We start from the raw sequence: 25019 nt of genomic DNA, 5'->3' as shown, positions 1-25019 counted from the left end.
TTGTGAAATGTAGAAATTTAATTCCTTAACTTGACGGCTATGGGCTGTAAAGCCCAACATTCATTCACCAGAAATTCTAGCAGAGTTGACCATGTTGTTAATGATTGATAACCATGATTCCTTTACCTATAACCTGGTGCAGTATTTCCAGCAATTGAATCAAAATGTAGCTGTTTATACTAACAATGCGATAACGCTCGAAGACATTGAACACCTGGCTCCGCAGCGGATTGTAATTTCCCCCGGGCCAAATAGTCCTGATGAGGCGGGAATTTCGCTGCCAGTCATAGAGCGGTTTTATCAACGGTTACCCATTTTAGGGATCTGTCTTGGACATCAATGCATTGGGCAGTTTTTCGGGGCGGCAATAAACCGGACAAATGAGATTTTTCATGGTAAAACGTCATTAATAAGCCATAATAACGAAGGATTATTCCGCACTTTGCCAGCGCAGTTTAATGTGATGCGGTATCATTCGCTGGCGATAGCAGGCGATACCTTACCAGCCTGTATACGCATCGATGCCTGGGCAGGCGAGGTCATCATGGCAATAGCTCATCGTGATTATCCGGTTTTTGGTCTACAATTTCACCCGGAATCAATTTTAAGCGACTATGGCATACAACTTTTGGCGCGGTTTATAAATGATGAATATTAAACAGGTTTTTGAGCATTTAATTGCTGGCAATGATTTGACAGGTTCAGAAATGGAGCAACTGATGCAGAGTTGCATGCGTGGTGAATTGACTGATGTTCAGCTGGGCGCTTTTCTGGCTTTAATGCGCATGAAGGGTGAAACGGTTGATGAGCTGACCGCTGCAGCCTCAACTATGCTTGATTTTGCCCGTCTAGTTGATTTGGGCGATGACTTGATTGATATTGTCGGTACAGGCGGGGATGGTAAAAATACGTTTAACGTTTCAACCGTAAGCAGTGTTGTAGCCGCAGCAGCGGGCGCAAAAGTAGCCAAACACGGCAGCCGCTCGGTTTCAAGCAGCAGCGGAAGCTCCGATTTGCTGACCCAGGCAGGAATCCGATTAGAGCTGGACGAGCAGCAATTACAGCAGTGTATTAAACAGCACAACCTGTGTTTTTTGTTTGCCCCACACTTTCACCCGGCATTACAACAGGCCAAAACAGCCAGACAACAACTGGGAGTCCGCAGCTTTTTTAATCTGTTAGGACCGTTGGTTAATCCGGCCAGGGTCAAGCGTCAGGTTATTGGTGTTTTTGATAAACGCTGGCAGCAGCCCTTGCTGGAGGTATTGGTTAATCTGGGCAGTGAGCGTTGCATGGTTATCACTTCGCGTGACGGGCTTGACGAAGCAAGCATTGCGGCAGTAAGCGACGTGCTCGAATATGATCGCGGAACAATCAGGCAATGGACTATTGAGCCTGAACGCTATGATTGTGACCACGAGAACCTTGATGCCGTAATTGTTGACTCATCTGCCAAAAGTCTTGAATTGATTAATGCAGTTCTGGCGGGCCAGTCGGGCGCGGCGAGGGATATCGTATTGCTGAATACAGCTGCAGCGTTAGTTTGTGCTGATATTGCGGCAACGATGGAGGAGGGTGTTTTGTGCGCAGCGGACGCAATTGATAGCGGCCGTGCAAAAGAACTATTTGACAGACTGAAGGCATTTAGTCAAAGTCTTTAAGCATGCTTAAGTTTATTAAGAGGAAGCGACCGGTTATGAACAGTATACTTGCCAAAATTGCCGAGCATAAAAAGCAGGAAGTGGCTCTGTTAAAAGAGCGGCAGTCTTTGGAGCAACTGAAAGAAATTAGTCATGAGCCGCGAAATTTTGTTGGTGCGCTGCAGGGGAAAAAACCGGCGATTATTGCCGAGATTAAGAAGGCATCTCCAAGCAAAGGCGTTATCCGGACAGATTTTGATGTAGCGGCCATCGCAAAAATTTATCAGCAGAATGGCGCCAGCTGTTTGTCTGTACTCACGGACAGCCAATTTTTTCAGGGACATAGCGATAATCTGAAAATTGCCAGAAAGAATACTACCTTACCGGTTTTACGCAAGGATTTTATTATTGATAGTTATCAAATCCATGAAAGCAGGGCGCTGGGAGCCGATTGCATCTTGTTAATCGTTGATATGCTTGATGATTATCAATTGATGGATTATTGCCAACTGGCACAGGCGTCAGGCATGGCTGTACTGGTTGAGAGTCATACGCGGCAGGAGCTGGAGCGGGCACTGAAGTTGCCCACGCCCTTAATTGGCATTAATAATCGCAGCTTGCATACGTTTGTAACGGATATAAATACTACCATTGAACTTGCAGCTGATATACCAGCAGATCGGATTATTATTACCGAGAGCGGGATTAATTCCAGCGGTGATATTAAATTAATGCTGGAGCATCATATCAATACTTTTTTAATTGGTGAAAGTCTGATGAGGGCTGCGGATATTGGTGAGAAGTTGAGAGAATTGAGGTTGGGTAATTTATGATAACTGTTTATCTGGCCAGCCATGGTTTTAAACCACTGAATATTGATGCCTCTAATGTGGCATTGCTAAAAAATGCATTGTGGATAGACATGCTGTCGCCGACGCCCGAAGAAGAAGGCTGGGTAGAGAGCCATGGCGCTCTGGAAATTCCTACCCGCGAGGAAATGCGTGAAATCGAAGTTTCCAGCCGGTTGTATATTGAAAAAAATACTTTATATATGACTGCAACTATGGTGGCCCAATCCGACACGCCAGATCCCAAGTTTGATGCGGTGACCTTTGCTTTGACGCAGACCCAGTTAGTAACTATTCGCTATATTGAGCCTCAGGCCTTTAAGTTATTCAGTAACTATTTAACCCGCTCTCATAAGGCAGATTGCCAGGTCATTGATATTTTTATCGCTTTGCTGGAAGCGACCGTTGACAGGCTTGCAGACATTCTTGAAATGGTTGGTCATCAACTTGATGCTTATTCTAACCATATTTTTCAACATGACCAGTCGAAAGAACGTCCCGATTATCAAGCGGTTATGCAGAATATAGGTTTAAAAAGCAACTTAAATACCAAAGCCCGGGAAAGCCTGGTGACGTTTGGCCGATTAATCGCTTTTTTCTGGCAGTCGGCTGATGCCCGAATTGATAAAGAAGGGCAATTGCGGTTGGCGAATTTAAATAAGGATTTAAGTTCGTTAAGCGATTATGCAAATTTTATCTCGAATAAGGTGAATTTCCTGCTGGATGCGACTTTGGGCATGATTAATATTGAGCAGAATGCCATTATTAAAATTTTTTCAGTAGCCGCCGTAATTTTTCTACCTCCAACTTTAATCGCCAGTATTTATGGCATGAATTTTCAGTATATGCCTGAACTCTCATCGAAATGGGGGTATTTTATTGCCTTGGGTTTAATGGGATTATCAGCCTGGCTACCTTATAAGTATTTTAAATTCAAACGCTGGCTGTAGGTTGGGTCGTTTGACCCATAGCCGTCAAGCTAAGCCCCGATTTCTACGTGCCGCGGCTTGTCCGCGGCATCCATTGGATACTAAATCCCGCACTCTGTATCATGGATACCGCGGACAAGCCGCAGTACGTAGGGAACTGGTCCCAACCTACATTATTGCTGGATCAGATTTTACTTTTCAACTCCACTTCATCATTAACCGCTGCCTGAATCTCGCTAAGATAACGAAGCAGAATTTCCGCTTCTGAAGCCAGGCCATACAAACGTCCTTCCTGGTCAAGCACAACCACTTCACTGTTGATATTCCTGTTTAATGAATCAAGGCAGGGGGCAATGGCATCGTCTTTTTCAACCACCAGCTTGGGTTTTTCAAGTAACTCAGACAATGAGCATTCCCTGCCTCGAGTAATTTCTTCCAGCAACCGATGCCGCCAGACCAGGCCGGCAAACCGGCTATCTTCTTTATTGACAGCCAGCAATGCTGAATTTTGGTTGACGGCAATCTCAGCGGCAGTTTTTAAGGGCGTGGCTTCATTAATCCGGGGAATTTGTTCCAGATTCAGATCAGAAAATTTAAGCGCCCTGAGCCGGCCGATATCTTGCGGGCCGGATAAACCGTTACCTCGGATATGAAAGCGCCAGGTTGAAAAGGAAAAACCAAACCACTGCCGGGTGAAATGGCTGGCAATAATGGCTGTAATTGCAACGGTGACTACACCGGTATGCAATCCAGCCGTTTCAATCATCAGTAAAACAATGCCGATAGGCGTACCAATAATGGATGTTGCAACACCTGCCATGCCTGCTATTACGCAAAGCTCAAGTGAAATATAAGAACCAAAAAGCGGTGTAATAAGCAGGTTATAAATCAGGCATCCCATGGCTGCGCCAAGAAATAGCGAGGCAGAAAAAAGGCCGCCTCTGAAACCCGAGCCGACACAGGCTATGGAAGCAATAATTTTACATAACAATAATAATGCCAGCAGGTTAACCGGTTCGTGGCCGGCAAGAATGGCTTTAATGCCTGCGTGACTTGGCCCCATGACTTCGGGTGCAATTAATGCAGTAAGGCCAAGCAGGGCTGCGCCTGTTAGCGGTTTAAGCATGGCGGGCATACGGATTTTCTTTAATAAATCATCAAATGACGTTGTACCTCGCATGACGGTTATTCCAACTATCGCCGCACAAAAACCCAGGAGCAGGGCAAGCGGAAAATGCCAGAGGGTCGGGTTGCCGGTTCCCGATACCGGAAAGTCGAGTTGGTTGCCTATCAGAATAAATATCATCAGACTGCTTAATGCGCTGGCTACTATAGTAGGCATAAGCGCACGCATGGCATACCCGCCAATAACTAACTCCAGGGCATAGAAAGCGCCGGCAAGAGGAGCGCCAAATATTGCTGCAAGCCCGGCGCCTGTTCCTGCAGAAACCAGAATACGGAGATCGCGTCGGCCAAGTTTAAGTTTTTGGCCAACAGCGCTTAATGTGCCAGCTCCAAGCTGGGTCATTGCCGCTTCAAAACCTACTGATCCGCCGATGGTAATTGAGACAATCGAAAGACCAACCAGAATAATGCTGTCATTAAAAGACATTTTACCGCCTTCAAGCGCATTGGCTTCAACCGGATCCACTATCGCCAGTTTGTTAAAGCGTCCAGCGATAACCAGTAACCAGCCTAAAAACAATCCTCCTGCCAGCGTGACGGCCATAATACGCCAACCAGCAACAGCATCGGCACCGTAACTGTTAATATCCATGCCGAAGAGAAGGGTTTGAACATAGCCGACAGCAGTTCTCACGCCTGCTACAGCTGTACCAATAAGCAAGCCGCCGAACGATGCGAGCATCAGCATGGTAAAATTGGAAAGGGCGCGGAATTCTGGCATTTGCACTATCAGGATTGGAAAATTATTAATTAACAACAATTAACATGTTTGAGGGGTAACTACAACACGTCAGATTAAGGAATTAATTTCCGCATTTCACAAATCGTTCGGGCTGAGGAAGCGCTTTAGCGCTGTCTCGAAGCCTTGGGCGCGGTGCCAAGCCTTCGAGACAAATGCTTCGCATTTTCCTCAGGCCGAACGGCTATGGCCGGTAAAGCCCAACACTCCACTCTCTGCTTGCTGGCTACATTTGTTATGCCTGCATCTACCCATTAAATCCTTCTCGATAGTATCAGTGTCTGTGCCTGTAATTTTAAGCAAACACCTGATCGGGTTATACTTTTCAAGCAGTAGATCCGCTGCAAGTATTTTAAAATGTCCTTTATTGGATCTCAAAAAGGAATAGTGGTTGAATTTCCTGTCGAGGTAGTTTAGTAATTCTGTAAATGTATCCTGGGCAGATAGCTGTCCTTGTCTGAATTTTTCAGCTAAAGGTAAAGAACCGTCCTTATTTTTCTTTTTGCTGTAATGTTTCTCAATCAATTTTGCAAAATCTTCAATTTGGGCCGGCTGATTAGACGCTCTGATGGCTAGCATTAAACCGCAGAGATCTGCCATATCACGGTCAGCACTTATCCGATCCAATGTAGTAGTCATGGCTTCAATTGACGGTTGGCAGGGCTTCATAAATGTGAAGAATAATTGTACAAGTTCTTTGTTTTTGGCCGCAACCGCGATGGCTAATGCTTTGTCGAGCACATCAGCTTTTGGATAACATACACCATCTGTACATAACACTCGAACAATATCTATCTGGCCCAGGCGCGCTGCAACAGGTAATATATTAGATAGCGTGCTATGGCTTGGGTAATGACTTTTTTGTTCAAGAACCCATTTGCAAAGGCTTATATTGTGTGGATGTCTTGAGGTTATGGCATCAATTAACAGGGTTTCCAGGATTTGCTGGAGCTGTTTGTTATCAAGTTTTTTGCATAAAAAAATATACCAATGGGATTTTCGTAAATTGATAGCATGTTTGATTGCATCAAAAAAAATCTGATTGAGTTCCTCGGTTGACGGAGCCAATCTTCCAGTAAGTGAAGTCAGATGAGTAAATATGGCATATCCATAGGTACTGGTAATGGTTCGTGGATAAGACGGATAGCTGGGAATGATATTAATGCGCTCATCCGGAGATACTGCCAGCTGGATCGCGGCCAGAATATCAGAGGGTTCTAGTCGATTGCTGGTATTGATTTCGCAGAGAATTTTTACCAGACCTTTATGATTTGACCTAACGGCTTCTATTAGCGTGTCGGCGAGCAGCTTTTTGTTTTCGGGTGTTCTATCCAGTAGATTACAGAGTTTAGTAATAATTTTCAGATAATTTTCATGCCTCTTATCATAGGCTACCATTTTTTTTAACGCCGCTACCGGGTTGGGAACATAATTGCCAGTGGTGGTTTTTATGCGGTATTCAAAATAATAATCAACAAATTTTGGCAAACCTTTATTCAGTGCATAGTCCAGAGCCATATCCAGTAGCTCAATAGAAGGCTGATTACAGTCTGGGGATTCGCACAGTTCCCTGATTAAAGGAAGATTTTCGGATTTGATGACCTCTCGCCATATTTTTTTGAATTGTATATCGCTAAATTTATAATTTTTCAGAAAGAACCAGGCAAATGCAGAATCTTTATCCTCTATGGCGTTCAATAATAAAAAGAAGGCTTCATCAAGGGTAAAAGTACAATAATGTAACTCCAGCAATATGAGCGCTGTTTGCTGTGCCGGGGTTCTGAAGGAATGCTGGATAAGTTCCGTTAACAGCTGGCGGCGATCAATATCGTTACTATGGGGCGTAAGACGTAGTAACAGTCTGTAAAGATTCACCTGAACAGGAGAGGTGAGCGCGTAATACATCACGTAAGCTTTTAACCGCTCTGTGTTTAATGGATATTTTGAATATAGGTTCAGCCGACGGTAAAGCTCTGCTTCGGGTAATAATTGCCGCCAGGTTTGTTCTATTTGCTTCCATGTATCGTAAGAAAAATCAAGATAATTAATATTTGATAAAGACAAGTTAAAAAATGAAATGAAATCCAGCAATTGATTTCTTTGAATTTCTTCCATTAATAACTTATTATTTTTCAGAAAATGGATTAAATGATCATCACTACAAACCAATTCAGGGTTTTGAAAAAGCTGGTCCAATAATGGTTGAGTAATAGAGAGTGTAAACAGGGGTTTATACCTGGTTAGTGCCCGATACAGGGCAACCATTTGAGAAATACGTTCAAAGACGTCATTAATTTCGGCCAGGTTAGTAAATAACAATTGGATCTGATCCTGGGTTAACTGATCGACCAATTTTATTTTATATAATAACAAATGAAGCATGGAACTGTGTTGCGCCATTAAACTGCGGACTATTTCATCACTTGTAAGGGCGGCAATACGCAATAATAACTTATCGGTTTGATTTTGCCGGTTGTGAACAAGTGAGCTAACCACATACGGGATTAAGGATTGCGCTTTTGGGGAGGTTTTAATCCAGTTTTGCAATAACTCGTCACGCTCAGGTGTTTTACGTTGGTTAAGTAGCTGAAGAAAAAAATATTCACTGAAGTAATCAGCAAGGTTATCCAGATTCTCCAGAGATTCGGTATAGGAAAATTCCAGTGGCTTCGCTTCCTGAACCTGGAGTTTATAATTTACCTCTTCACCGCTCAATAAATATCTGGGCGCCTGAGGGCAACAGCTTGCGCGCGCTTTTTGAACTAAATTGCTAATACGAGGCTTATTGGGATTATCCTTTACTAATTGTTGATAAAACTCTTCTACCGGGTTAGGGGCTTTACTAAGTTCAGGGATATAGGTCTTTATAAATTGGTGCAGAATTCCTGATGTCAGTACATAATCTTCATCAACATATTCGAGTTGCCATACTAGAAATTGAGCAAATTTTTCTGGTTCAGTGACCAATACTTCGCCCAAAAGGATAATTTGTCCGGGATTTTTTTCTGTGATGGCGAGTGGAGCAAAGTCAATTTGTTTATTCTCGGCAGCCTGTTCAATCGGCTTTAATAAAAATTGGATATTGGGAGCCAGCTCATTAATATTAATAGCGTTTTTTTGATAAAAATTTATAGCGTCTGTTTGATTGCAATTTAGAAGCCGCGAAAAGTACAGATTAAAATAATGCGCTATTTTCCCCCATTCTCCCGGAGTTATGGCCATGTTATTAGTATTAGCTAGAAGCAGGGTATCCAGGATTGCTTCATAGAGCAGAGGGATAGATTGTTGCCCTGATATTTTCTTTAATTGTGGGTCATCCAGAGGGTTAATAAGCTTTTCAGCAACATTGAGAATGTCTGTATCAGGTGCAAGGAAAAGTTTGTCAAGTAAATCAACCAGTTCATTCAGTTTCATAATAGTGTTGTTTTTTGATCAGCACCTGAAGTCTCTTTAATATTACCTTGCAAAATATGATTTCGGAAGCTAAATAATTAAATATCAATCTCTTAATTGTATTTGCAATGTATATAACCAGACCAATGATGCTACATGATATTGAACAAGTCTATTTAATGGAAGAAGAGGGACATGTTACGCCATGGACCAGAGAGATTCTGATTGGCTGTCTGCTGATCGGGTTTGATTGTAAAGTAATAGGGCTGGCAGAGAACACCAAATTGATTGGTTACATTATTAGCCGACGTGTCCTGAATGTTTGCCACGTTCTTAATTTATGTGTAGATAGAGAATATAGACGCAAGGGGATAGGTGAAAGGCTGCTAACAGAACTGATTGAGTCTTTACCAAAACCGGCGATAGAACAGGTTATTCTTGAAGTGAGGGTAAGTAATGCCCCGGCTATCCAGCTTTATGAAAAGCTGGGATTTGAGCACGATGGATATAAACAGAATTACTATAATGATGATGCAGGTTATGAGGATGCATTAGTATTAAAAAAACAATTAAATTGTCTGCTTTGACAAAACCGCCTTTGCTTCCTGTTCAAACTCCTGGAACAATAGCACTGATCCAGTTACCTTCATTGAGTTAAAAAAACCGGGTTTACGATGGGTTTCCAGTAATTCTTTATTTTGGATATAAAATTGTTGCAGTGTCCTATAAAAAGAATCAAGAGTAGAGGCTTTTGTTGCTGACAGGTGCTGATAGAGTTTATAAAATTGCATAAATTTTCTATAAGTCAGAGGATGCTGGTTTTCAATTAAAATAATACGCTCCAGCCGCTGATACAGGCGCTCAAGAATCGAGCGCTTATTAGTACTCAGCTCGGAATCTGATGGCGGTAGTGTTGGAAGAATTAATAATGGTTTATCCGAACTACCCATTTTGCCGGCATAAATGGTTGTTTCAAGCGGCAATTCTTTGAAATAATATGGCGATACGCCAGGGCCTGTGCCTCTTGCTTCTGTAACCAATGAGATGGCGCTATGGCGGCAAGTATTACACATTTTCAATTTATAATAACTATTTATATTCAGGTTGGTAGTGTTCATTCTAGTAGTGCTTTGCAAAGCGGAAAGAGGACGCCAACGCAAAGTAACCTCATCGCCTTTTTCGATGCTTTTATCGGGGATCAATGCTTCCAATTGCATATCCGGGGCATGTCTGGTAATTTCTTTAAGCTTATAAAGAAATTGCAGATACTCCTGATAGGATATATCGAGAGCTTTGTAACTGATATTCTGTGGCTGCTCTGCGTTTTGCGCATCATTTTCTATATAGAGAAACGGTTCATTAATTAAATTGCTTTCCAGGCTCTTTTGGTTAAAAACAAATGCTAATATATCAAAAAAACCAATGTCGAGTTTTCCCTGTTGCCGTAAATGTTCCGGCGTATTTTCAGCAATCTTTTCAATATCGAAGTACTTTCCAAAAGCACATAGTAATATGTGCTCTCCTTTAGCTTGCACCCCGGCGACAACAAAACTGTGTCGAAGATTAACGTATTTGCATATTGCTATAAAAAACTGATTACCCTTGTTGATAGTAAGTGAGCTGGTTATTGGGTGAGGCATTTTATTTTATTTATCCGTAAAATTGTTGCTTATATTTTACTCCTAAAACTTACTTTTTTTAAGTGTTTTTTACTTTTAAATTTCTTATGATTTAATCCTCATCTGCGAGATCGATTTGTTGGGTAAAAGCGATATTAATGTATAAAATATGTACATTAGGGTCGATTTAAATTATAATAGAGCATTGTATCCACGTAATGGAGTTATATTGTGCCCAAACAAAAACGTAATGACAAAAGCGCTCAGCCGTTAAAGAAGGCGAAAAAAAATTATGAATTTAGTGTTGAGTTACAAAATCAAGTTTTTAACCTTTTGAACGATAAGAAATATAGTGAAGCCTTGACGATATTAGATGATGTCTTAACCCATTCACCCACAGATACTATCGCCCTTAAGTTCCGTTCTATGGTTCATCGCGAAAGGAAAAACTTTGAACAAGCCGTGATTGATTTGACTGAGGGGTTAAAACATTCACCTGAAGATTTGGCTTTTTTAACATTCCGAGGGGCGGTTTATGGGGCTATGGGCAAATTTGAACAGGCTTTGATTGATTTGGCTGAAGCATTAAAACATGCGCCGAACGATTTTTTTGCCTTAAAAAACCGAGGGGAAGTTTATCAGATGATGGGCAAATATGAACTTGCTCTGACTGATTTGACTGAGGCGTTAAAATACAAGCCGGACGATGTTTTATCCTTAAAAATTCGAGGGGAAGTTTATCGGATGATGGGCAAATATGAACTTGCTCTGACTGATTTGACTGAGGCGTTAAAATACAACCCGGAAGATGTTTCTGCCTTAAAAAATCGAGGGGAAGTTTATCGGGTAATGGAAAAATTTCAAGCGGCTGAGATAGATTTGAATCTGGCGTTAAAGCAAGAGCCGACGGACGTTTTTGCTTTAAAAACCCGAGGGTACGTTTATTGGAAAATGCGCAAATATGAACTTGCTCTGACTGATTTGAATGAGGCGTTAAAATACGCGCCTGAAGATGGATCTATATTAAGAGTCCGGGGGGCTGTTTATCAAGAAAGAGGCCATTTTCAACTGGCTGAGATTGATTTGAATCAGGCGTTAAAGCAAGAGCCGACAGATGTTTTTGCCTTAAAAACCCGAGGGTACGTTTATTGGAAAATGGGCAAACTGGAACTGGCCCTGATTGATTTGAATCAGGCGTTAAAGCAAACGCCGACAGATGTTTTTGCCTTATTAATCCGGGGGGAAGTTTATCAGATGATGGGCATATATGAACTGGCTCTGATAGACTTTAAAGAGGTGTTAAAACACAAGCAGGCAGATGTTTTTGCCTTAAAAAACCGAGGATACGTTTATTGGAAAATGGACAAATTACAACTGGCTTTGACTGATTTGAATGAGGCGTTAAAGCAAGTACCGACAGATGTTTATTCCTTAAGAACCCGAGGTGCTGTTTATGGGGAAATGGGGGAATTTGATAAAGCGCTGGATGACATCAAGGAGGCGATAAAACAGGCGCCCGCAGATGTGGTTACATTAAGAAACCGTGCTGTCGTTCATGGGAAAATGGGGCGGTTTAATGAGGCGCTCTATGAGTTAAACCATCTCTTGGACAAGAATCCAAAAGATGCTTTTTCTCTTTACGAAAGAAGTCAAGTTTACTTGCAACAAAAAAATATTGTTGGCGCGTTAAACGATCTGAAAATATGCTGTGAATTGCATCCTGATTCCAATTGGTTGAAGCAGCTGGTGAAAATAGCCTATTCGCAAAATAATTTTGAGGTAGCGATTGCTGCTGAAGAAAAGCTCTTAAAACAACAATTAAAAGAAATGCAAGTACCTTCTTTGAAAGCTCTCTGCAAATCAGCATTTTTTAAACATGAGGCAATCATTCATGCACGCGGGGATGTTTTTCGCTTTAGCGCTACAGAAATCAGAGAGACACTGGTAAATTCGAATATTACTGCGCCAGCTATAGCTTGCTCTCGTGTCAAAGCTGCAAGGCTTGCTCCCTCTATTTTTACTCAGCTTGATTTAATGGATTTGGAAGATAGAAAACAATATGTAACCCCTGGCAAAAAGTAGCAATTAATCAAGGTTTACCTGGCGGGAAATGGAGTGTTGGGCTTTACAGCCCACCTACGCTTTTGAAGTAAGCGACAACATTTCATGCCTAAACTGTATGCATACGAGTCAATATGAGGTACAATGTGTCATTATGTCCTCGTAATGGAGTTGTATTGTGCCTAAACAAAATCGTAATGACAAAAATATCCTGCCGCAAAAAAGAGCAAAAATAAATTCTGAATTTACTCTTGAGTTAGAAAAACGGGTTCGTGACCTTGCAAATAATAAGCTATTTAGCGAAGCATTGGTCATATTGAGTGATGTTTTAACCAAGTCACCGACAGATGTTCTTGCCTTAAAAAACCGGGGGGATGTTTATCGGTTGATGGGAAAACTTGATCTGGCTGAGGCTGATTTGAATGTGGTGTTAAAAGGCGCGCCGACAGATGTTTTTGCCTTAAAAACCCGAGGTGACGTTTATCGGATGATGGGCAAACATGAACTGGCTCTGACTGATTTGAATGAGGCGTTAAAATATTCCCCGACCGATGAGTTCGCCTTAAAAAATCGAGGGGACGCTTATCGGTTGATGGGTAAATTGGATCTGGCTGAGGCTGATTTGACTGAGGCATTAAAGCAAGTACCGACAGATGCTTTTGCCTTACAAGCCCGAGGCGACCTTTATCGGATGAAAGGCAAACTTGATCTGGCTTTGATTGATTTGAATGAAGCGTATAAAGGTGCGCCTGAAGATCTTTCTGTATTAAGAACCCGAGGAGAAGTTTATCGGAGGAAGGGCCAATTAGAATTGGCGCTGACTGATTTGAATAAGGCATTAGAATACGCGCCGACCGATGTTATTTCCTTACAAGCCCGAGGAGATGTTTATCGGATGATGGGCATATATGAACTGGCTCTGATTGATTTCAAGGAGGCGTTAAAACAAGCGCCGACAAATCCTTATGTCTTAAATGCCCGAGGAACCGCTTATTGGAGAATGGGCGAATTTCAACTGGCTTTGACTGATTTGACCGAGGTGTTAAAGAAAACACCGACAGATGTTTATTCCTTAAGAACGCGAGGGGCCGTTTATGGGGCAATAGGTCAATTTGATAAAGCGCTGGATGACATCAATAAGGCGTTAATACTGGCGCCAGCAGATATGATTACATTGAAAAACCGTGCAGTCGTTTATAGGAAAATGGGACGGCTTGATGAGGCGCTCAATGAGTTAAACCATCTCTTGATCAGGAAACCCAAAGACCCTTTTTTTCTTTACGAAAGAAGTCAGGTTTATTTGCAACAAAAGAATATTGTTGGCGCGTTAAACGATCTGAAAGCCTGCTGTGAATCGCACTCCAATTCCGATTGGTTGAAGCAGCTGGTGAAAATAGCCTATTCGCAAAACAATTTTGAGGTAGCGATTGCTGCCGAAGAGAAGGTCATAAAACAACAATTAAAAGAAAGACAAGTGCCTTCTTTGAAAGCTCTCTGTAAATCAGCATTTTTTAAACATGAGGCAACCATTCATGCACGCGGGGATGCTTTTCGCTTTAACGCTACAGAAATTAGAGAGACACTGGTAAATTCGAATATTACTGCGCCAGCTATAGCCTGTATACGTGGCTATAGTAATGTTAGTGAAGCTATAAGGCTTGCTCCCTCTATTTTTACTCAGCTTGATTTAATAGATTTGGAAGAAAGAAAACAATCTATAACCTCTGCAAAAAGTAGCATTTAATGAGTGTTGGGCTGAAAAGCCCATAGCCGTCAAGCTAAGCCGCGGTACATAGGAAATTAGAATAGTAAATATACAAAATTCCTTAACTGACTGCTATGTGTTTTACAGTCCATATTCGTTCGGCCTGAGGAAAATGCGGAGCATTTGTCTCGAAGGCGTGGCACTGTACCACAGGCTTCGAGACAGCGCTAAAGCGCTTCCTCAGCCCGAACGATATTGTGGAATATAGAAATTTAATTCCTTAACTTGACGGCTATGGGCTGTAAAGCCCAACGCTCTTTTATTATAAATTTGGTGTTTCAGGAGGCATTAATTCATTAAACATTTTCTCAGTTTTAGTTTTTTGCCACCAATGAAATCGTCTATGAGTTGAAATCAGAATTTTGTTTTTCTCAAAACAATCAGCAATAACGGCAGGCATATTAATCTCATTGTCTTGCGTTATTTTTTCATACAAATCTCTGATCGCAAGAAATTTCCTATCAGTAACCGGATTTTTGCCAGCTATTAAGATCATTTCCTCAAGCCGATTATATAGTTTTACCGCGACTTTACGTTTTTCAGCATCAAGATTTAATAATAACGCCGGCGAAAAGGGGAGAATCAATATTGGCCTCGCTTGCTCTCCTGATATGGCGCCGCCAAAGAGGTAGCCGGGTAATGGCATTTTTTTGAAAAATTTTTCTGATACACCCGGACCAAGATCTTGAAGCCCGGTGCTCTTTTTCGTTAACGCGATAGCGCTATGACGGCAGTTATTATCAAAACCAAAATCGTAATGAACTTTATAATCCTGGCTGAAATCCGTTCCTGTTCCAGGGGGATCTTCAAAATTTCTCCAGGCCATAACCACCTCTCCGTTCCCGGATACTTCACTGACTGGCACAAAGGCGCTAAGTAAAAAATTATCAGTACGGGAAGAGGAGAGTTTATCGAGGTAATCGATATTTTTGAGATATTGCTCATAATTCGAAGGGTGGGCTTTGTAGCTGAATCGATATTTCCACTGTGGCTCAATGTTTTCATTAGCTAAAGTATATTTATTACCAGGTTTGACGAATAACAGACAATCTCTGAAAAATGCACCAATACTATTACTGGCATCAGGATTAATCCCTGAACCCTCAAAATCAATCGTTTTTCCATACGCTCCGAGGATTACGTCCTCGCCATTCATTTCAACACCGAAACAAACAAAAGAATGTTTATTGCTAACCCTTTTACATATGGCAACAAAAAAACGGCTATTAGTCTGGACCTTCAGTAGATTGTATGAATGTTGATTGTCTGACATGGTTAATAACCTCAATAAAATTTCTATTACTGCTTAAATCTGCTTACAAACTCCTGTAGGTGGTTTTTGTCCTTTTCTGAAGCAAGATAGGTTTTTAATGAATCCAGCTTATTTTCATATTCCTGATAAGTTAACTGGCCTCGTGTTAATTCAAAGCGGAGATAAACACAATAAGTATTCAAAACGTCTGTCTCACAGTAATCACGAATACTTTTCAGATTTCCCGCATTATATTGTTCCCATACTTTGCTGCCGCTCATACCCATTTTACCTGGATAGCCAAGCATGGTAGCGATATCATCAAGCGGAGCAAACGCTTTATTCTGATATGCAGCCAATACATCCATTAAATCCAGATGACGATAATGGTAACGGCTCAGGTAGTTATTCCAGCGAAATGACGGCTGGTTTTCGCCTGTTTCCCAATAGGCCGGAGCGCTGATGCCATGAACCAGCGAGCGGTAATGCAATACCGGTAAATCAAAACCGCTACCATTCCAGCTCACCAGCGTTGGCGTATATTTTTCCAGGCCGCTAAAAAAGCGGTTAATTAAATCTTTTTCATCGGAATTCTCATCCCCCAAAGACCAGACTTTTAATTGTTGTCCCTGACTCAACACAAGTGAAATCGCAACAATTTTTTGCAGATAATGCGGAAGAAATTCACTGCTGGTTTTAGCTCTCCGCAATGCAAACATGGCATTGGCCGCATCTACATCCGATAACGCTTCCAGGTTGTATAACTCCTTGCCTGCCTTGACATCCGGGATGGTTTCAATATCAAATACTAATACACTCATGTTTTATTGTTATTTCCTTTTATCAATCGCTTTGCAAAGCTCGATTATAATTATTTTATTGTAACATGGTTAAACTATTAACGTGTAGTCAGATTTATAATCTATTAAAAAATCCTCATAATAAAAAAGTTTCCATTTTATCGTTTTTTTGTTACTAATACGCCAAATTTAAATTTACCTGACGGAACACAATGAAGTTTAATCGTATATTACTCCTATGTCTGATTACTTTATTAACGGCCTGTGCAACCAAACCGCCGCGTGATGTTAATAATATATGCAGTATTTTCAGGCAGTACCCAAACTGGCGTCTGGATGCTGAGGATTCAGCCCGACGGTGGAAAATTCCGGTACCAGTGCAGATGGCGATTATTCATCAGGAGTCAAAATTTGATGGTTCAGCTCAACCGCCGCGCACCAAGCTGTTGTGGATTATTCCCTGGAAACGGCCATCTACTGCATATGGTTATACTCAGGCGTTAAAATCAACCTGGGATCATTATAAGAAGACTGATGGCGGTTTTATGTCCTCGCGGGATAATTTTACTGATGCGGTCGATTTTGTCGGCTGGTATGCAAATATGGCTAATCGTCAGGCGGGTATTCCCCGTACCGACGCATATCGTCTATACTTAGCTTACCATGAGGGCGTAGGCGGCTATCAGCGTCAGACTTATTTACAAAAACCCTGGCTGGAACAAGTGGCAAGAAAGGTTCAGGCGCGTGCCCAGATCTATCAGGCACAGTTAAGCCGTTGCGGTTAAATTAACAGGCCTGATGACATTTGTGTTCAGAAACGGTACGATTAACGATTGAATAAAGCAGGAGTCAGCGAATGCGTTTGATGTTACTAGGCGGCCCAGGTGCCGGCAAAGGCACCCAGGCAGTAAAATTAATAAGTCATTTTAAAATCCCACAGATTTCAACCGGGGATATGTTGCGAGCGGCTATTGCTGCGGGAACGGAATTAGGTAAAAGCGCAAAGGCCATAATGGATGCCGGCAAGCTGGTTTCTGACGATATTATTATCGGCCTGGTCAAAGAGCGTTTACAACAGCCTGATTGCCAGCATGGTTTTCTTTTTGATGGCTTTCCACGCACCATTCCACAGGCCGATGCCTTGAAAGAAGCTGGAATAAAGCTTGATCATGTTGTCGAGATTGCTGTTCCTGACAGTGAAATTATTAACCGCATTAGCGGCAGACGGGTGCATCTGGCATCCGGGCGTGTGTATCACATTAAATTTAACCCGCCTAAAACAGCCGGCATCGATGATGTGAGCGGTGAGCCTATAGTTCAGCGTGATGATGATAAAGAAGATACAGTAAAAAATCGGCTTGCAGTTTATCATCAGCAGACGGAACCATTAATTGATTACTATCAACAATGGGCAAAAACCAACAATCCTCTGGCTCCTCGATTCCATAAGGTAAGCGGCGTTGGCAGCGTTGATACCATTTTTTCCAATATCATCGCCGCACTCACAGAAAAAGAAGCGCTGCCTGTGCAGTAATAAAAAAAGCGTAGGTTGGGCTGTAAAGCCTAACACTCTTCTTATATCGGAATGTTGGGCTTTACAGCCCAACCTGCATCGTATCTATGCTTCTTCGAGACATATATTTTTATTAGATACCGAAACGCAAAACTGTCTCAGATAATCATCCAGCGCTTTCTTCTCTACAGCACTGTAATACAAACCAAGCTTGGTACGGCGCCATAAAATATCATCACTGGTTCTGGCCCATTCCTCCGAGCATAAATAATCAACCTCACGCTGAAACAGCCCATGGCCAAAATGCATGCCCAGATCGGATATCGATAAGCTGTTACCAACAATTAATTCTGTTCTGGTACCATACGTTTGCAGCAAGCGCTCCAGAAGATCTTTATCAAGCCAATAATAATGTTTGCCGGCATAATCACAGTATTCCCGGTATTTAAGATGGCTGAGTGAGGCGCCGGGCAGTAGGGCTCTATCCGTTAGTGTGTCCGGCAACGCAGGAAAAACAGCCCGCAAGAGCGTAACCGCCTCTTTAGCTAATTGTCTATAGGTCGTGATCTTGCCGCCATATACACAAACCACAGGGGCAGGGACCTGGATAAAAGAGCAAATATAATCTCTGCTTAATGCCTGTGGCGATTCCCCCTGAACCGCAAGCAATGGGCGGACGCCGCTCCAGGTATTGATAATATTGGCTGGCGACAAATGTTGATTAAAATAATGGCTAACAAGTCCAAATAAATAATTAATCTCATCGGGTGAGATAGTAATTTGATTAAGATCACCGGTAAAAGCGACATCGGTAGTGCCAATCAACGTATTACCATGATATGGAATGACAAACACAATGCGATTATCGTCATTTTGCAAGAGGTAGGCATGATTACCATCATAGAGTTTATGCACGACAATATGGCTGCCTTTAACATGAGATAAGGCAAGTTGCGCTGGAATGGCCAGTCTTTCATTGACTGAATTCACCCATGGCCCAGCTGCGTTAATCAGGGTTTTTGCTTGTATCGTCACCAGCTCCTGACCCCTTTGAACCGTAAGCAGCCAAAGATTATCTTTGACCTGAGCCTGAATCATTTCGGTTTGAGGATGAATAGCCGCACCATGATTTCTGGCTTGTATGGCATTGGTAAGAGTCAGTCTGGCGTCGTCAGTCGCGCAGTCATAGTACAAGAATCCTTTGTCAAACTCAGGCTTTAATGGCTCAAAATAAGGGTGATGCTGTGTGCGTTTTACAAGCTTGCTTTTGGGTAACTTATTTTTCCGGCTTAAATTGTCATACAGAAAAAGTCCGAGCCTTAAAAGCCAGCCGGGCCGTAATGATTTTTGATAAGGTAAGACAAATGACAACGGATGAATAAGATTAGGCGCCAGGTCTAACAACGTTTGCCGTTCATCAAGCGCCTTTTTTACCAGTTTAAAATCATAATATTCCAGGTATCGCAGACCGCCATGAATAAGTTTGCTGCTGCTGGAAGAAGTTTTGGACGCAATATCGTCTTTCTCAAACAATATCACAGACAGGCCGCGCATGGCGGCATCGGCTGCTATTCCGCAGCCATTTATACCGCCTCCAATTATTGCAACATCATATATTTGTTCTTTCATTTAACTGCTAAAATAATTTTTGTAAAGGTTCAGGTAAGCATTATCAGTTTCCATTTTTTGCAGTTGCTGATTAATGCTCTGGATAAGCGCCTGTTGGTTAGCTAATCCCATAAAAGCAATGCCTTCACCAAGCGTTACAGGAGCGCCTAAAGCGGCAAACTGACCATCACTGTTTTGTACCCAATAAGCAAGGCTTGGCGCATGGATAAAAGCAGCATTGATGGTATTCTCATTCAGCCCGGTAATCAAATCTTCTATATCATCAAAGGTGACGATTTTGAATTGATAGGTACTTTGGCTCATTAGATAATTATACAGGATACCATTTTGATCTTCTTTAATAATGCCTATTTTACCATTTTGAAGATTAGCAATGGTTTTGACTTTATTATTGGTTGAAATCATAAACTGGGCTTTACTTAGCATATAAGGAAGGCTGAATATAAAATTGTTCTTACGCTGGCTATCGATGGAAATCCCGACAGCAAGATCAACCCGGCCATTTGTCACGGCCGTGAATAGCGTACCGAAATCCATTTGCTGAATTTGACAATCTTCTTGCAGCCCTTTGCAGATAGTTGCAATCAGATCGTAATTAAACCCTTGTCCGGGAGCCATAACAAAGGGTGGATCGAAAAACACCGTACCGATTTTAATTTTTGCCTGTGCAGGGGTAATGCCGAAGGAGAAAAGTAAAAAAATTGCCAATATCAGTTTATTGGTAAATCGATTCATAACATTCCTTGTCTGATTAATCACTTAATATTATTCCAGAGTAGGTTGAGCTGTAAAGCATGAGGGAATTGAAATTAATGGAGTGTTGGGCTAAACGGAGTGCAGCCTAACACACACTTAAAATCGGTATTATTTTTACAGTTTAATAATTTCTTAAGCTTCAAGTAGTAAAATCAAACGATTTAGATAAAAAGACGATCGTGATGTATTCAACAATAGCGCAAAGTGGTTTGAAAACACTCTTCGATGAAACAAGAACTGTACTTGAGCAGGCTCTTCAAACACGTCCATTGAATATACCGGCAAGTGAATCATTTTTATATTCCTTTAATCAGATCAAGCTGTTACATGAAATTATAGTATTTATGCAAGATGACATCTTGCCAAAACTGGATAATGGCAATAATCCAGATAAAGCGAGATTCATATTTGTAGCTCGTCACGCCCAAAAATTATTAAAAAGCCTCCCCACTTTTTATAAGGCTGATTATCAATTAATTCATATTTTAGCTGAAAATTTACCACAGCTGCTTAGCGGCATGTCCTCTGAACAAGATGCCCAGTCTATTGAGAGACTTATTATCGATAAGGTTGATAAATCAGAAAATATAAAAAAGGCTATTAGTAAAATACCAGGCGCTGATTATCAAAAATTACTAGCCAGATTTAAAAGCGACATTGAGAATTTCTTTAAAAAATATCCTGCTATTCGTGCCAATAATGTGGCATGGCAGCTTCCAGCGTTTCTTGGCGAGAAGATGGGAAGTAATATTCTTGATAAATATGAATTAAATCTTCAGGGCGAAGAATTTTCTGATTTAAGAAAAAAAATAAAAAAAATTGCTGAAAAGATGCCGGAGGGGGTGAGTACATTGCTTTCGTTCCTGAATCCAAAGGCAGTACATAAAACCCAAATACTTAAAAGCAAAAAACTAATCGATTTCACATTAACCTACACCATTAACACCGAGTCAACAGCAACATCAAATGAAGTAAATTATTTTATTGTGTCAGGAACTAAACAAATTCCTTTCCATAAAGCCTATTTAAACTTTAAAAGGAAACTAATTACCATGTTTACCGAGCAAACTCATGAAAATGAACTGAATGTTTCAGGAACAGCAGCTGAACAACAACCTCCTGTTGAACCTGCTATTGAAGCGGTTACAGTGCCTGCACAAGAAGCAGCGCCTGTACCACAAAGTGAGCCTGCAGCTGAGTTAGAGTTAATTGACCCAGCAGCAGAGCAAAACGCATTTACTGCTTTTGAGACTGTTTTTGAGGAAAAAACCAGACTGTATGAAACAATTAATAGAGCTGAGCTGGATGAGGTAAACGACCAAATTAATAAGGATATAAATAACCTTAATGCAGCTGTAACAGCGCATAATGATAGTCTGAAGGCTAATCAAAATGAATTGAATAATATACTGAGTAAATTAGGAAAAGTTAACATTACAATTGAAAACTCTCAGACCGTCATTGCTACTATAGCGCAGATTAAGACTGTTTACCTGCCTGATTTTAAATCAACTATTCAAAATACTGAGGGCTCTGACTCTTCTTATAGTATTTTATTACGAATTATAGATGTTCTAAACAAATCAAATAACGTTCTCAATTTTGACGCAATATTAGCCGATGATATTGGATTTGAGCCGGAATTGTCCCCTGAAGCTCGTTTGCGTACCTTATTAGATATATTAAATGTTTCGAATCAATTTAATTATTGGAATAATGTGAGACAAAATCCCCCATCCAGTGGATTTATGGACAAGTTGATGGCTTTGGTAAGCGATAGTCCATTTACTACTTTTAAAATATTAGTAACAGCTCGATATGAAGCTTATAAATCAGCGATAAACAATAACGACAGTATTGCTACAATAGAAACTACAATTACCAATCTGGAAAATAATCTGCAAGCTCTTGCAAATTCTCAAACGGTTAGTGATAAAGCAAAAAACCGTCTGCTGCAATTAAATGCGCAACAACAGGAAAATAAAAATCAACTGGATCAATATGCCCAATTAGCAGCAGAACTTGATATACTCCGTAATATTAGCGGTGTAATAAAGGATTACAGGATGTTGGAACAGAAAATTACAGCTTTAAAAGATAAACTGGCCAAAGCTAACTCTGTGGAAGAGTTGAAAAATGGGTATGAAGAAATCGCTGAATTGACAGCAAATCAAATCAAGTCGCTTGAGAAAAAATTATCAGAGCTAAAGAATGGTACTGCCGCAGAGCGAAGCGCCGAAATGGCTTCAGCCCTGACCAGTCTGGACAGTGGATTAATCGAGTTGGTTTACCAGCTGTCTGAAATTAACGAAAATTATAAGCAAAAAATTACAGAAGCAATAAATAATGAGTTTAAACAGCTAGAGACTAAGGTTAAATTATTTGCAGAACAAATAGCTGACAGTCAACCATCGGTTTCTAACTATAAAGCTTATTGTGATCATTATAAGGTGTTAGTTGAAGATATCGCAGCGCTGAAAGGCAAGCAAATTGAATATGCGATCTACAGTTCTGATCAAGCCGACCCAGGCAATATGGCGCTGCTTGATAGGACTTCAGTTACACTAAATGAAGCTTTTGACAGCGTTTGCAGTACAGTAACCACGCAATTGAATAACGAACGGCTGGCTTGCGACACAAAATTGGCGAATCTGAACTATGTATTCACTGAGGAAGTGTCTGAGTTTGGGCGCTTAAAACAAGAGTTTTCAAATTTGAGCGAGCAGCCGGTTATAAATTTTGAACTGGGCGATACCTTAATAGCCAATACACAGTCTGAGCAAGAGTTACATGCGGCATATGGGCTTTTCAAGGATGCGCGGAGGGGGTTACGCGCAGGGATTGAGGCTGTTCAGGACAAATTTAATAAAATTGAAGCCCGTATTACAAAAAGAAAAGCGATTAAGGAAGAAATTGGCCAGCAACTGGATAAATATCTAAGCGATGCACACTCGCAACATGTCGCTAAAGATTTTGTATATAAGAACGGCGAAAAACAACGTCAAGATGTAATTAATGCAATTAAATCGGATGTAGACGCTTTTGTTAGCTCCGGTGATTCAGCAGCATTATTGTTAGCCGTAAAAACAGTCAAGAAGAATGCCGGGGATACTCTGCGGCCTGTTTTAAACCGGATTTTAGTTCAGATCACGGATTACAAAAAGGCAGCGCCTGCCAATCTTGAGCAAGGATTGGTTGCAATAGTTCCCGTTGATCATCAAAGGGCCGTAGATGCATTAACCCAACGCAGGGCTTTTGCGAATGCAACTTCCAATATCACAGTAAAAAATAAGCAAAATGCACAACTTGATCATCTTGATACATTGAACCTTCAAATTAGCGAGATGAAAGCTTACGGCGAAAAAATTAAAACCAAATCGCCTGAAGCAGGGCAATGTGCAGCAAAGCTGGCTGCTGCTTTACAGCAACGAATTGATGATTTGATAGTTAATCACGCCGATAAGTTTAACAATCATCAATTCATGAAACAGTTTGCCGAAGATTTTAAAGTACTGTTACACAGCCAGGATGATATGATGGGTAAACATCGTAGTGTCTGGTTGCCAATCGTTGCTGATATAATCAATACGCTGACTTTATTCATACCAGCAGCAGTCAGTAAACTGTTTACCGGTCATGCATTCTTCATTAGCTTTAACACTGAGCGAGAGAATCAGATTGGCAAGATGGATAAAACTGCCAGTGGAATCGTCCCACCTGCGGCATAATCGGTTCAACATGTCATTCCCGCCTGCGCGGGAATGACAATTTTCAACCTACGGCGCACTCAACGATTCAATCACCGCACCTAAAAACCGTGTTGCTTCACCGCCTGTTACTGCACGATGATCAAAACTTAACGACAACGGCAGCATACGATGAGATTCAATCTTGCCTGCACTTACTACCGGAGCATCGTACAAACGGCCAACCGCCAGAATAGCCACCATAGGCGGAACAATTATCGGGCTGGCAAAGCGGCCGGCAAATTTACCGAAATTGGACAGCGTTATAGTCGCCCCTTTTAATTTATCTGCCGGTACAGCACGCTCGCCAACCGATTTTTTAAAGTCATCAATAATCGTGCGCAGTTCTGCTGTTGAATGACTGCCGGCATTATGAATTACCGGAACAAATAACCCGTCTGCGGTGTCCATTGCCAGACCGAGATGCACTTCCTCAAAACATTTACGGGCGCTGTGGCCAGTGTCAAACCAGGCATTAAGCGCTGGTTCCTGTTTACAGCCATGAACGATAGCCTGAATCAGACGGGCAGTAATATCAGTACCGCTTTTCCATTGCTGGATATCGGCTTCATCAAAAATACTGACTGGAACAACCTCTTGATGGGATTGTACCATGCTGCTTAACATGGCCCGGCGTACACCGCGCAGCGCTTCATAGCCTTCAGGCATGACAGAGGATTTACCAGCGGCTTTTTCCACATCTTCCCGGGTAATTACGCCATGATCGCCTGTTCCGTGTAGCGTGGCCAAATCTATGCCCAGTTTTTTTGCCAGCATACGCACGGCAGGTGTAGTTCTAATGCGTTGGGATGAGGTTTTTATTGCGCCAATGGTAAAATTATCTTCACTGGTTTCATGGCTTTCCTCAAGATTGCCGACAACCGTTCCTTTATCGACTCGCTGAGCCGTTGCCGCAGCAAAGCCTACCAGCGGCTCGCCGGTTTTAATAATATCGCCGGGTTTACCAAACAGCTTGCCAATAACGCCATCATGAGGGCAGGGAACATCAACAACCGCCTTGGCTGTTTCCATCGATACCAGAGGCTGATCGGTAAGGACATGATCGCCTTCTTTGACAAACCACTCGTGAATTTCCGCGTCCGGTAATCCTTCACCCAAATCAGGTAAATTAAAAATATTCATG

Annotated in this window: 18 protein-coding genes; 10 read left to right on the top strand and 8 right to left on the bottom strand. The window is 41.6% G+C overall.

Annotated features, from left to right (window positions below; translation table 11 throughout):
• Positions 1-91 precede the first annotated feature (91 nt).
• Genes ACFORL_RS00995 through ACFORL_RS00980 form a run of 4 tightly spaced genes read left to right on the top strand, consistent with a single transcriptional unit; the run spans position 92 to position 3438 of the window.
• Positions 92-658: an anthranilate synthase component II gene (locus ACFORL_RS00995; RefSeq protein WP_382340212.1), complete on the top strand. Its 567-nt coding sequence runs from the start codon at positions 92-94 to the stop codon at positions 656-658.
• The gene (trpD, locus tag ACFORL_RS00990; protein ID WP_382340842.1) at positions 648-1661 is read left to right on the top strand and encodes an anthranilate phosphoribosyltransferase; all 1014 of its coding nucleotides are present in this window, start codon (positions 648-650) and stop codon (positions 1659-1661) included. Before ACFORL_RS00995 ends, trpD begins: the two co-directional genes overlap by 11 nt.
• 35 nt (positions 1662-1696) lie before the next feature.
• The gene (gene trpC / locus ACFORL_RS00985; protein ID WP_382340208.1) at positions 1697-2473 is read left to right on the top strand and encodes an indole-3-glycerol phosphate synthase TrpC; all 777 of its coding nucleotides are present in this window, start codon (positions 1697-1699) and stop codon (positions 2471-2473) included.
• On the top strand, positions 2470-3438 hold the full coding sequence (locus ACFORL_RS00980) for a magnesium transporter CorA family protein (RefSeq protein WP_382340207.1): 969 nt from the start codon (positions 2470-2472) through the stop codon (positions 3436-3438). Before trpC ends, ACFORL_RS00980 begins: the two co-directional genes overlap by 4 nt.
• A gap of 163 nt (positions 3439-3601) precedes the next feature.
• Here the strand turns inward: ACFORL_RS00980 and ACFORL_RS00975 are convergent, their stop codons facing one another.
• Both ACFORL_RS00975 and ACFORL_RS00970 read right to left on the bottom strand, forming a co-directional pair.
• Positions 3602-5323 (bottom strand): chloride channel protein, encoded by a 1722-nt coding sequence (locus ACFORL_RS00975; RefSeq protein ID WP_382340205.1) that lies wholly within the window; start codon positions 5321-5323, stop codon positions 3602-3604.
• Between the two features lie 189 nt (positions 5324-5512).
• Positions 5513-8755, bottom strand: a complete 3243-nt coding sequence (locus ACFORL_RS00970; protein ID WP_382340203.1) for a hypothetical protein — start codon at positions 8753-8755, stop codon at positions 5513-5515.
• A 125-nt stretch (positions 8756-8880) separates the two neighbouring features.
• Here ACFORL_RS00970 and rimI point away from each other — a divergent pair, with 125 nt between their 5' ends.
• Positions 8881-9321 carry a ribosomal protein S18-alanine N-acetyltransferase gene (gene rimI / locus ACFORL_RS00965; RefSeq protein WP_382340201.1) on the top strand — a complete coding sequence of 147 codons (441 nt, stop codon included), beginning with the start codon at positions 8881-8883 and terminating at the stop codon, positions 9319-9321.
• Here rimI and ACFORL_RS00960 read toward each other — a convergent pair.
• Positions 9304-10374: a hypothetical protein gene (locus ACFORL_RS00960; RefSeq protein WP_382340198.1), complete on the bottom strand. Its 1071-nt coding sequence runs from the start codon at positions 10372-10374 to the stop codon at positions 9304-9306. The genes rimI and ACFORL_RS00960 overlap by 18 nt on opposite strands.
• Positions 10375-10584: 210 nt before the next feature.
• Here ACFORL_RS00960 and ACFORL_RS00955 point away from each other — a divergent pair, with 210 nt between their 5' ends.
• Together ACFORL_RS00955 and ACFORL_RS00950 are read left to right on the top strand one after the other, a co-directional pair.
• Positions 10585-12435 carry a tetratricopeptide repeat protein gene (locus tag ACFORL_RS00955; RefSeq protein WP_382340195.1) on the top strand — a complete coding sequence of 617 codons (1851 nt, stop codon included), beginning with the start codon at positions 10585-10587 and terminating at the stop codon, positions 12433-12435.
• A 157-nt stretch (positions 12436-12592) separates the two neighbouring features.
• The gene (locus tag ACFORL_RS00950; RefSeq protein ID WP_382340193.1) at positions 12593-14158 is read left to right on the top strand and encodes a tetratricopeptide repeat protein; all 1566 of its coding nucleotides are present in this window, start codon (positions 12593-12595) and stop codon (positions 14156-14158) included.
• A 283-nt stretch (positions 14159-14441) separates the two neighbouring features.
• On the opposite strand, the gene ACFORL_RS00945 is transcribed toward ACFORL_RS00950, so the two are convergent.
• Positions 14442-15452, bottom strand: coding sequence for a hypothetical protein (locus ACFORL_RS00945; RefSeq protein WP_382340191.1), 1011 nt, complete (start codon positions 15450-15452; stop codon positions 14442-14444).
• Positions 15453-15478: 26 nt separating this feature from the next.
• Positions 15479-16252: a 3'-5' exonuclease gene (locus tag ACFORL_RS00940; protein ID WP_382340189.1), complete on the bottom strand. Its 774-nt coding sequence runs from the start codon at positions 16250-16252 to the stop codon at positions 15479-15481.
• A gap of 191 nt (positions 16253-16443) precedes the next feature.
• On the opposite strand from ACFORL_RS00940, the gene ACFORL_RS00935 reads away from it, so the two are divergent.
• Positions 16444-17016, top strand: coding sequence for a transglycosylase SLT domain-containing protein (locus ACFORL_RS00935; protein WP_382340187.1), 573 nt, complete (start codon positions 16444-16446; stop codon positions 17014-17016).
• Positions 17017-17087: 71 nt separating this feature from the next.
• Entirely contained in the window at positions 17088-17765 is a 678-nt protein-coding gene (gene adk, locus ACFORL_RS00930) for an adenylate kinase (protein WP_382340184.1), read from the top strand.
• Positions 17766-17849: 84 nt separating this feature from the next.
• On the opposite strand, the gene glpD is transcribed toward adk, so the two are convergent.
• Both glpD and ACFORL_RS00920 read right to left on the bottom strand, forming a co-directional pair.
• Entirely contained in the window at positions 17850-19373 is a 1524-nt protein-coding gene (gene glpD / locus ACFORL_RS00925) for a glycerol-3-phosphate dehydrogenase (RefSeq protein WP_382340182.1), read from the bottom strand.
• Positions 19374-20108 carry a transporter substrate-binding domain-containing protein gene (locus ACFORL_RS00920; RefSeq protein ID WP_382340181.1) on the bottom strand — a complete coding sequence of 245 codons (735 nt, stop codon included), beginning with the start codon at positions 20106-20108 and terminating at the stop codon, positions 19374-19376.
• Between the two features lie 200 nt (positions 20109-20308).
• Here ACFORL_RS00920 and ACFORL_RS00915 point away from each other — a divergent pair, with 200 nt between their 5' ends.
• On the top strand, positions 20309-23857 hold the full coding sequence (locus ACFORL_RS00915) for a hypothetical protein (protein WP_382340180.1): 3549 nt from the start codon (positions 20309-20311) through the stop codon (positions 23855-23857).
• Positions 23858-23905: 48 nt separating this feature from the next.
• Here ACFORL_RS00915 and ACFORL_RS00910 read toward each other — a convergent pair whose 3' ends face one another.
• Positions 23906-25018, bottom strand: coding sequence for a dihydrolipoamide acetyltransferase family protein (locus ACFORL_RS00910; protein WP_382340178.1), 1113 nt, complete (start codon positions 25016-25018; stop codon positions 23906-23908).
• Position 25019 lies beyond the last annotated feature (1 nt).

The sequence above is a fragment of the Legionella dresdenensis genome (assembly GCF_042649825.1).
In the GTDB taxonomy this organism is placed as follows: Bacteria; Pseudomonadota; Gammaproteobacteria; order Legionellales; family Legionellaceae; genus Legionella_C; species Legionella_C dresdenensis.
Note: the sequence above shows the minus strand (reverse complement) of the source record. Positions and strands in the feature narration are given on the sequence as shown.

Coding starts and splice junctions, on each gene's coding strand:
- ACFORL_RS00980 (WP_382340207.1), top strand. CDS start 2,470: ATGATAACTGTTTATCTGGCCAGCCATGGTTTTAAACCACTGAATATT.
- ACFORL_RS00935 (WP_382340187.1), top strand. CDS start 16,444: ATGAAGTTTAATCGTATATTACTCCTATGTCTGATTACTTTATTAACG.
- ACFORL_RS00940 (WP_382340189.1), bottom strand. CDS start 16,252: ATGAGTGTATTAGTATTTGATATTGAAACCATCCCGGATGTCAAGGCA.
- rimI (WP_382340201.1), top strand. CDS start 8,881: ATGATGCTACATGATATTGAACAAGTCTATTTAATGGAAGAAGAGGGA.
- ACFORL_RS00970 (WP_382340203.1), bottom strand. CDS start 8,755: ATGAAACTGAATGAACTGGTTGATTTACTTGACAAACTTTTCCTTGCA.
- trpC (WP_382340208.1), top strand. CDS start 1,697: ATGAACAGTATACTTGCCAAAATTGCCGAGCATAAAAAGCAGGAAGTG.
- ACFORL_RS00995 (WP_382340212.1), top strand. CDS start 92: ATGTTGTTAATGATTGATAACCATGATTCCTTTACCTATAACCTGGTG.
- trpD (WP_382340842.1), top strand. CDS start 648: ATGAATATTAAACAGGTTTTTGAGCATTTAATTGCTGGCAATGATTTG.
- glpD (WP_382340182.1), bottom strand. CDS start 19,373: ATGAAAGAACAAATATATGATGTTGCAATAATTGGAGGCGGTATAAAT.
- ACFORL_RS00910 (WP_382340178.1), bottom strand. CDS start 25,018: ATGAATATTTTTAATTTACCTGATTTGGGTGAAGGATTACCGGACGCG.
- ACFORL_RS00975 (WP_382340205.1), bottom strand. CDS start 5,323: ATGCCAGAATTCCGCGCCCTTTCCAATTTTACCATGCTGATGCTCGCA.
- ACFORL_RS00945 (WP_382340191.1), bottom strand. CDS start 15,452: ATGTCAGACAATCAACATTCATACAATCTACTGAAGGTCCAGACTAAT.
- adk (WP_382340184.1), top strand. CDS start 17,088: ATGCGTTTGATGTTACTAGGCGGCCCAGGTGCCGGCAAAGGCACCCAG.
- ACFORL_RS00960 (WP_382340198.1), bottom strand. CDS start 10,374: ATGCCTCACCCAATAACCAGCTCACTTACTATCAACAAGGGTAATCAG.
- ACFORL_RS00920 (WP_382340181.1), bottom strand. CDS start 20,108: ATGAATCGATTTACCAATAAACTGATATTGGCAATTTTTTTACTTTTC.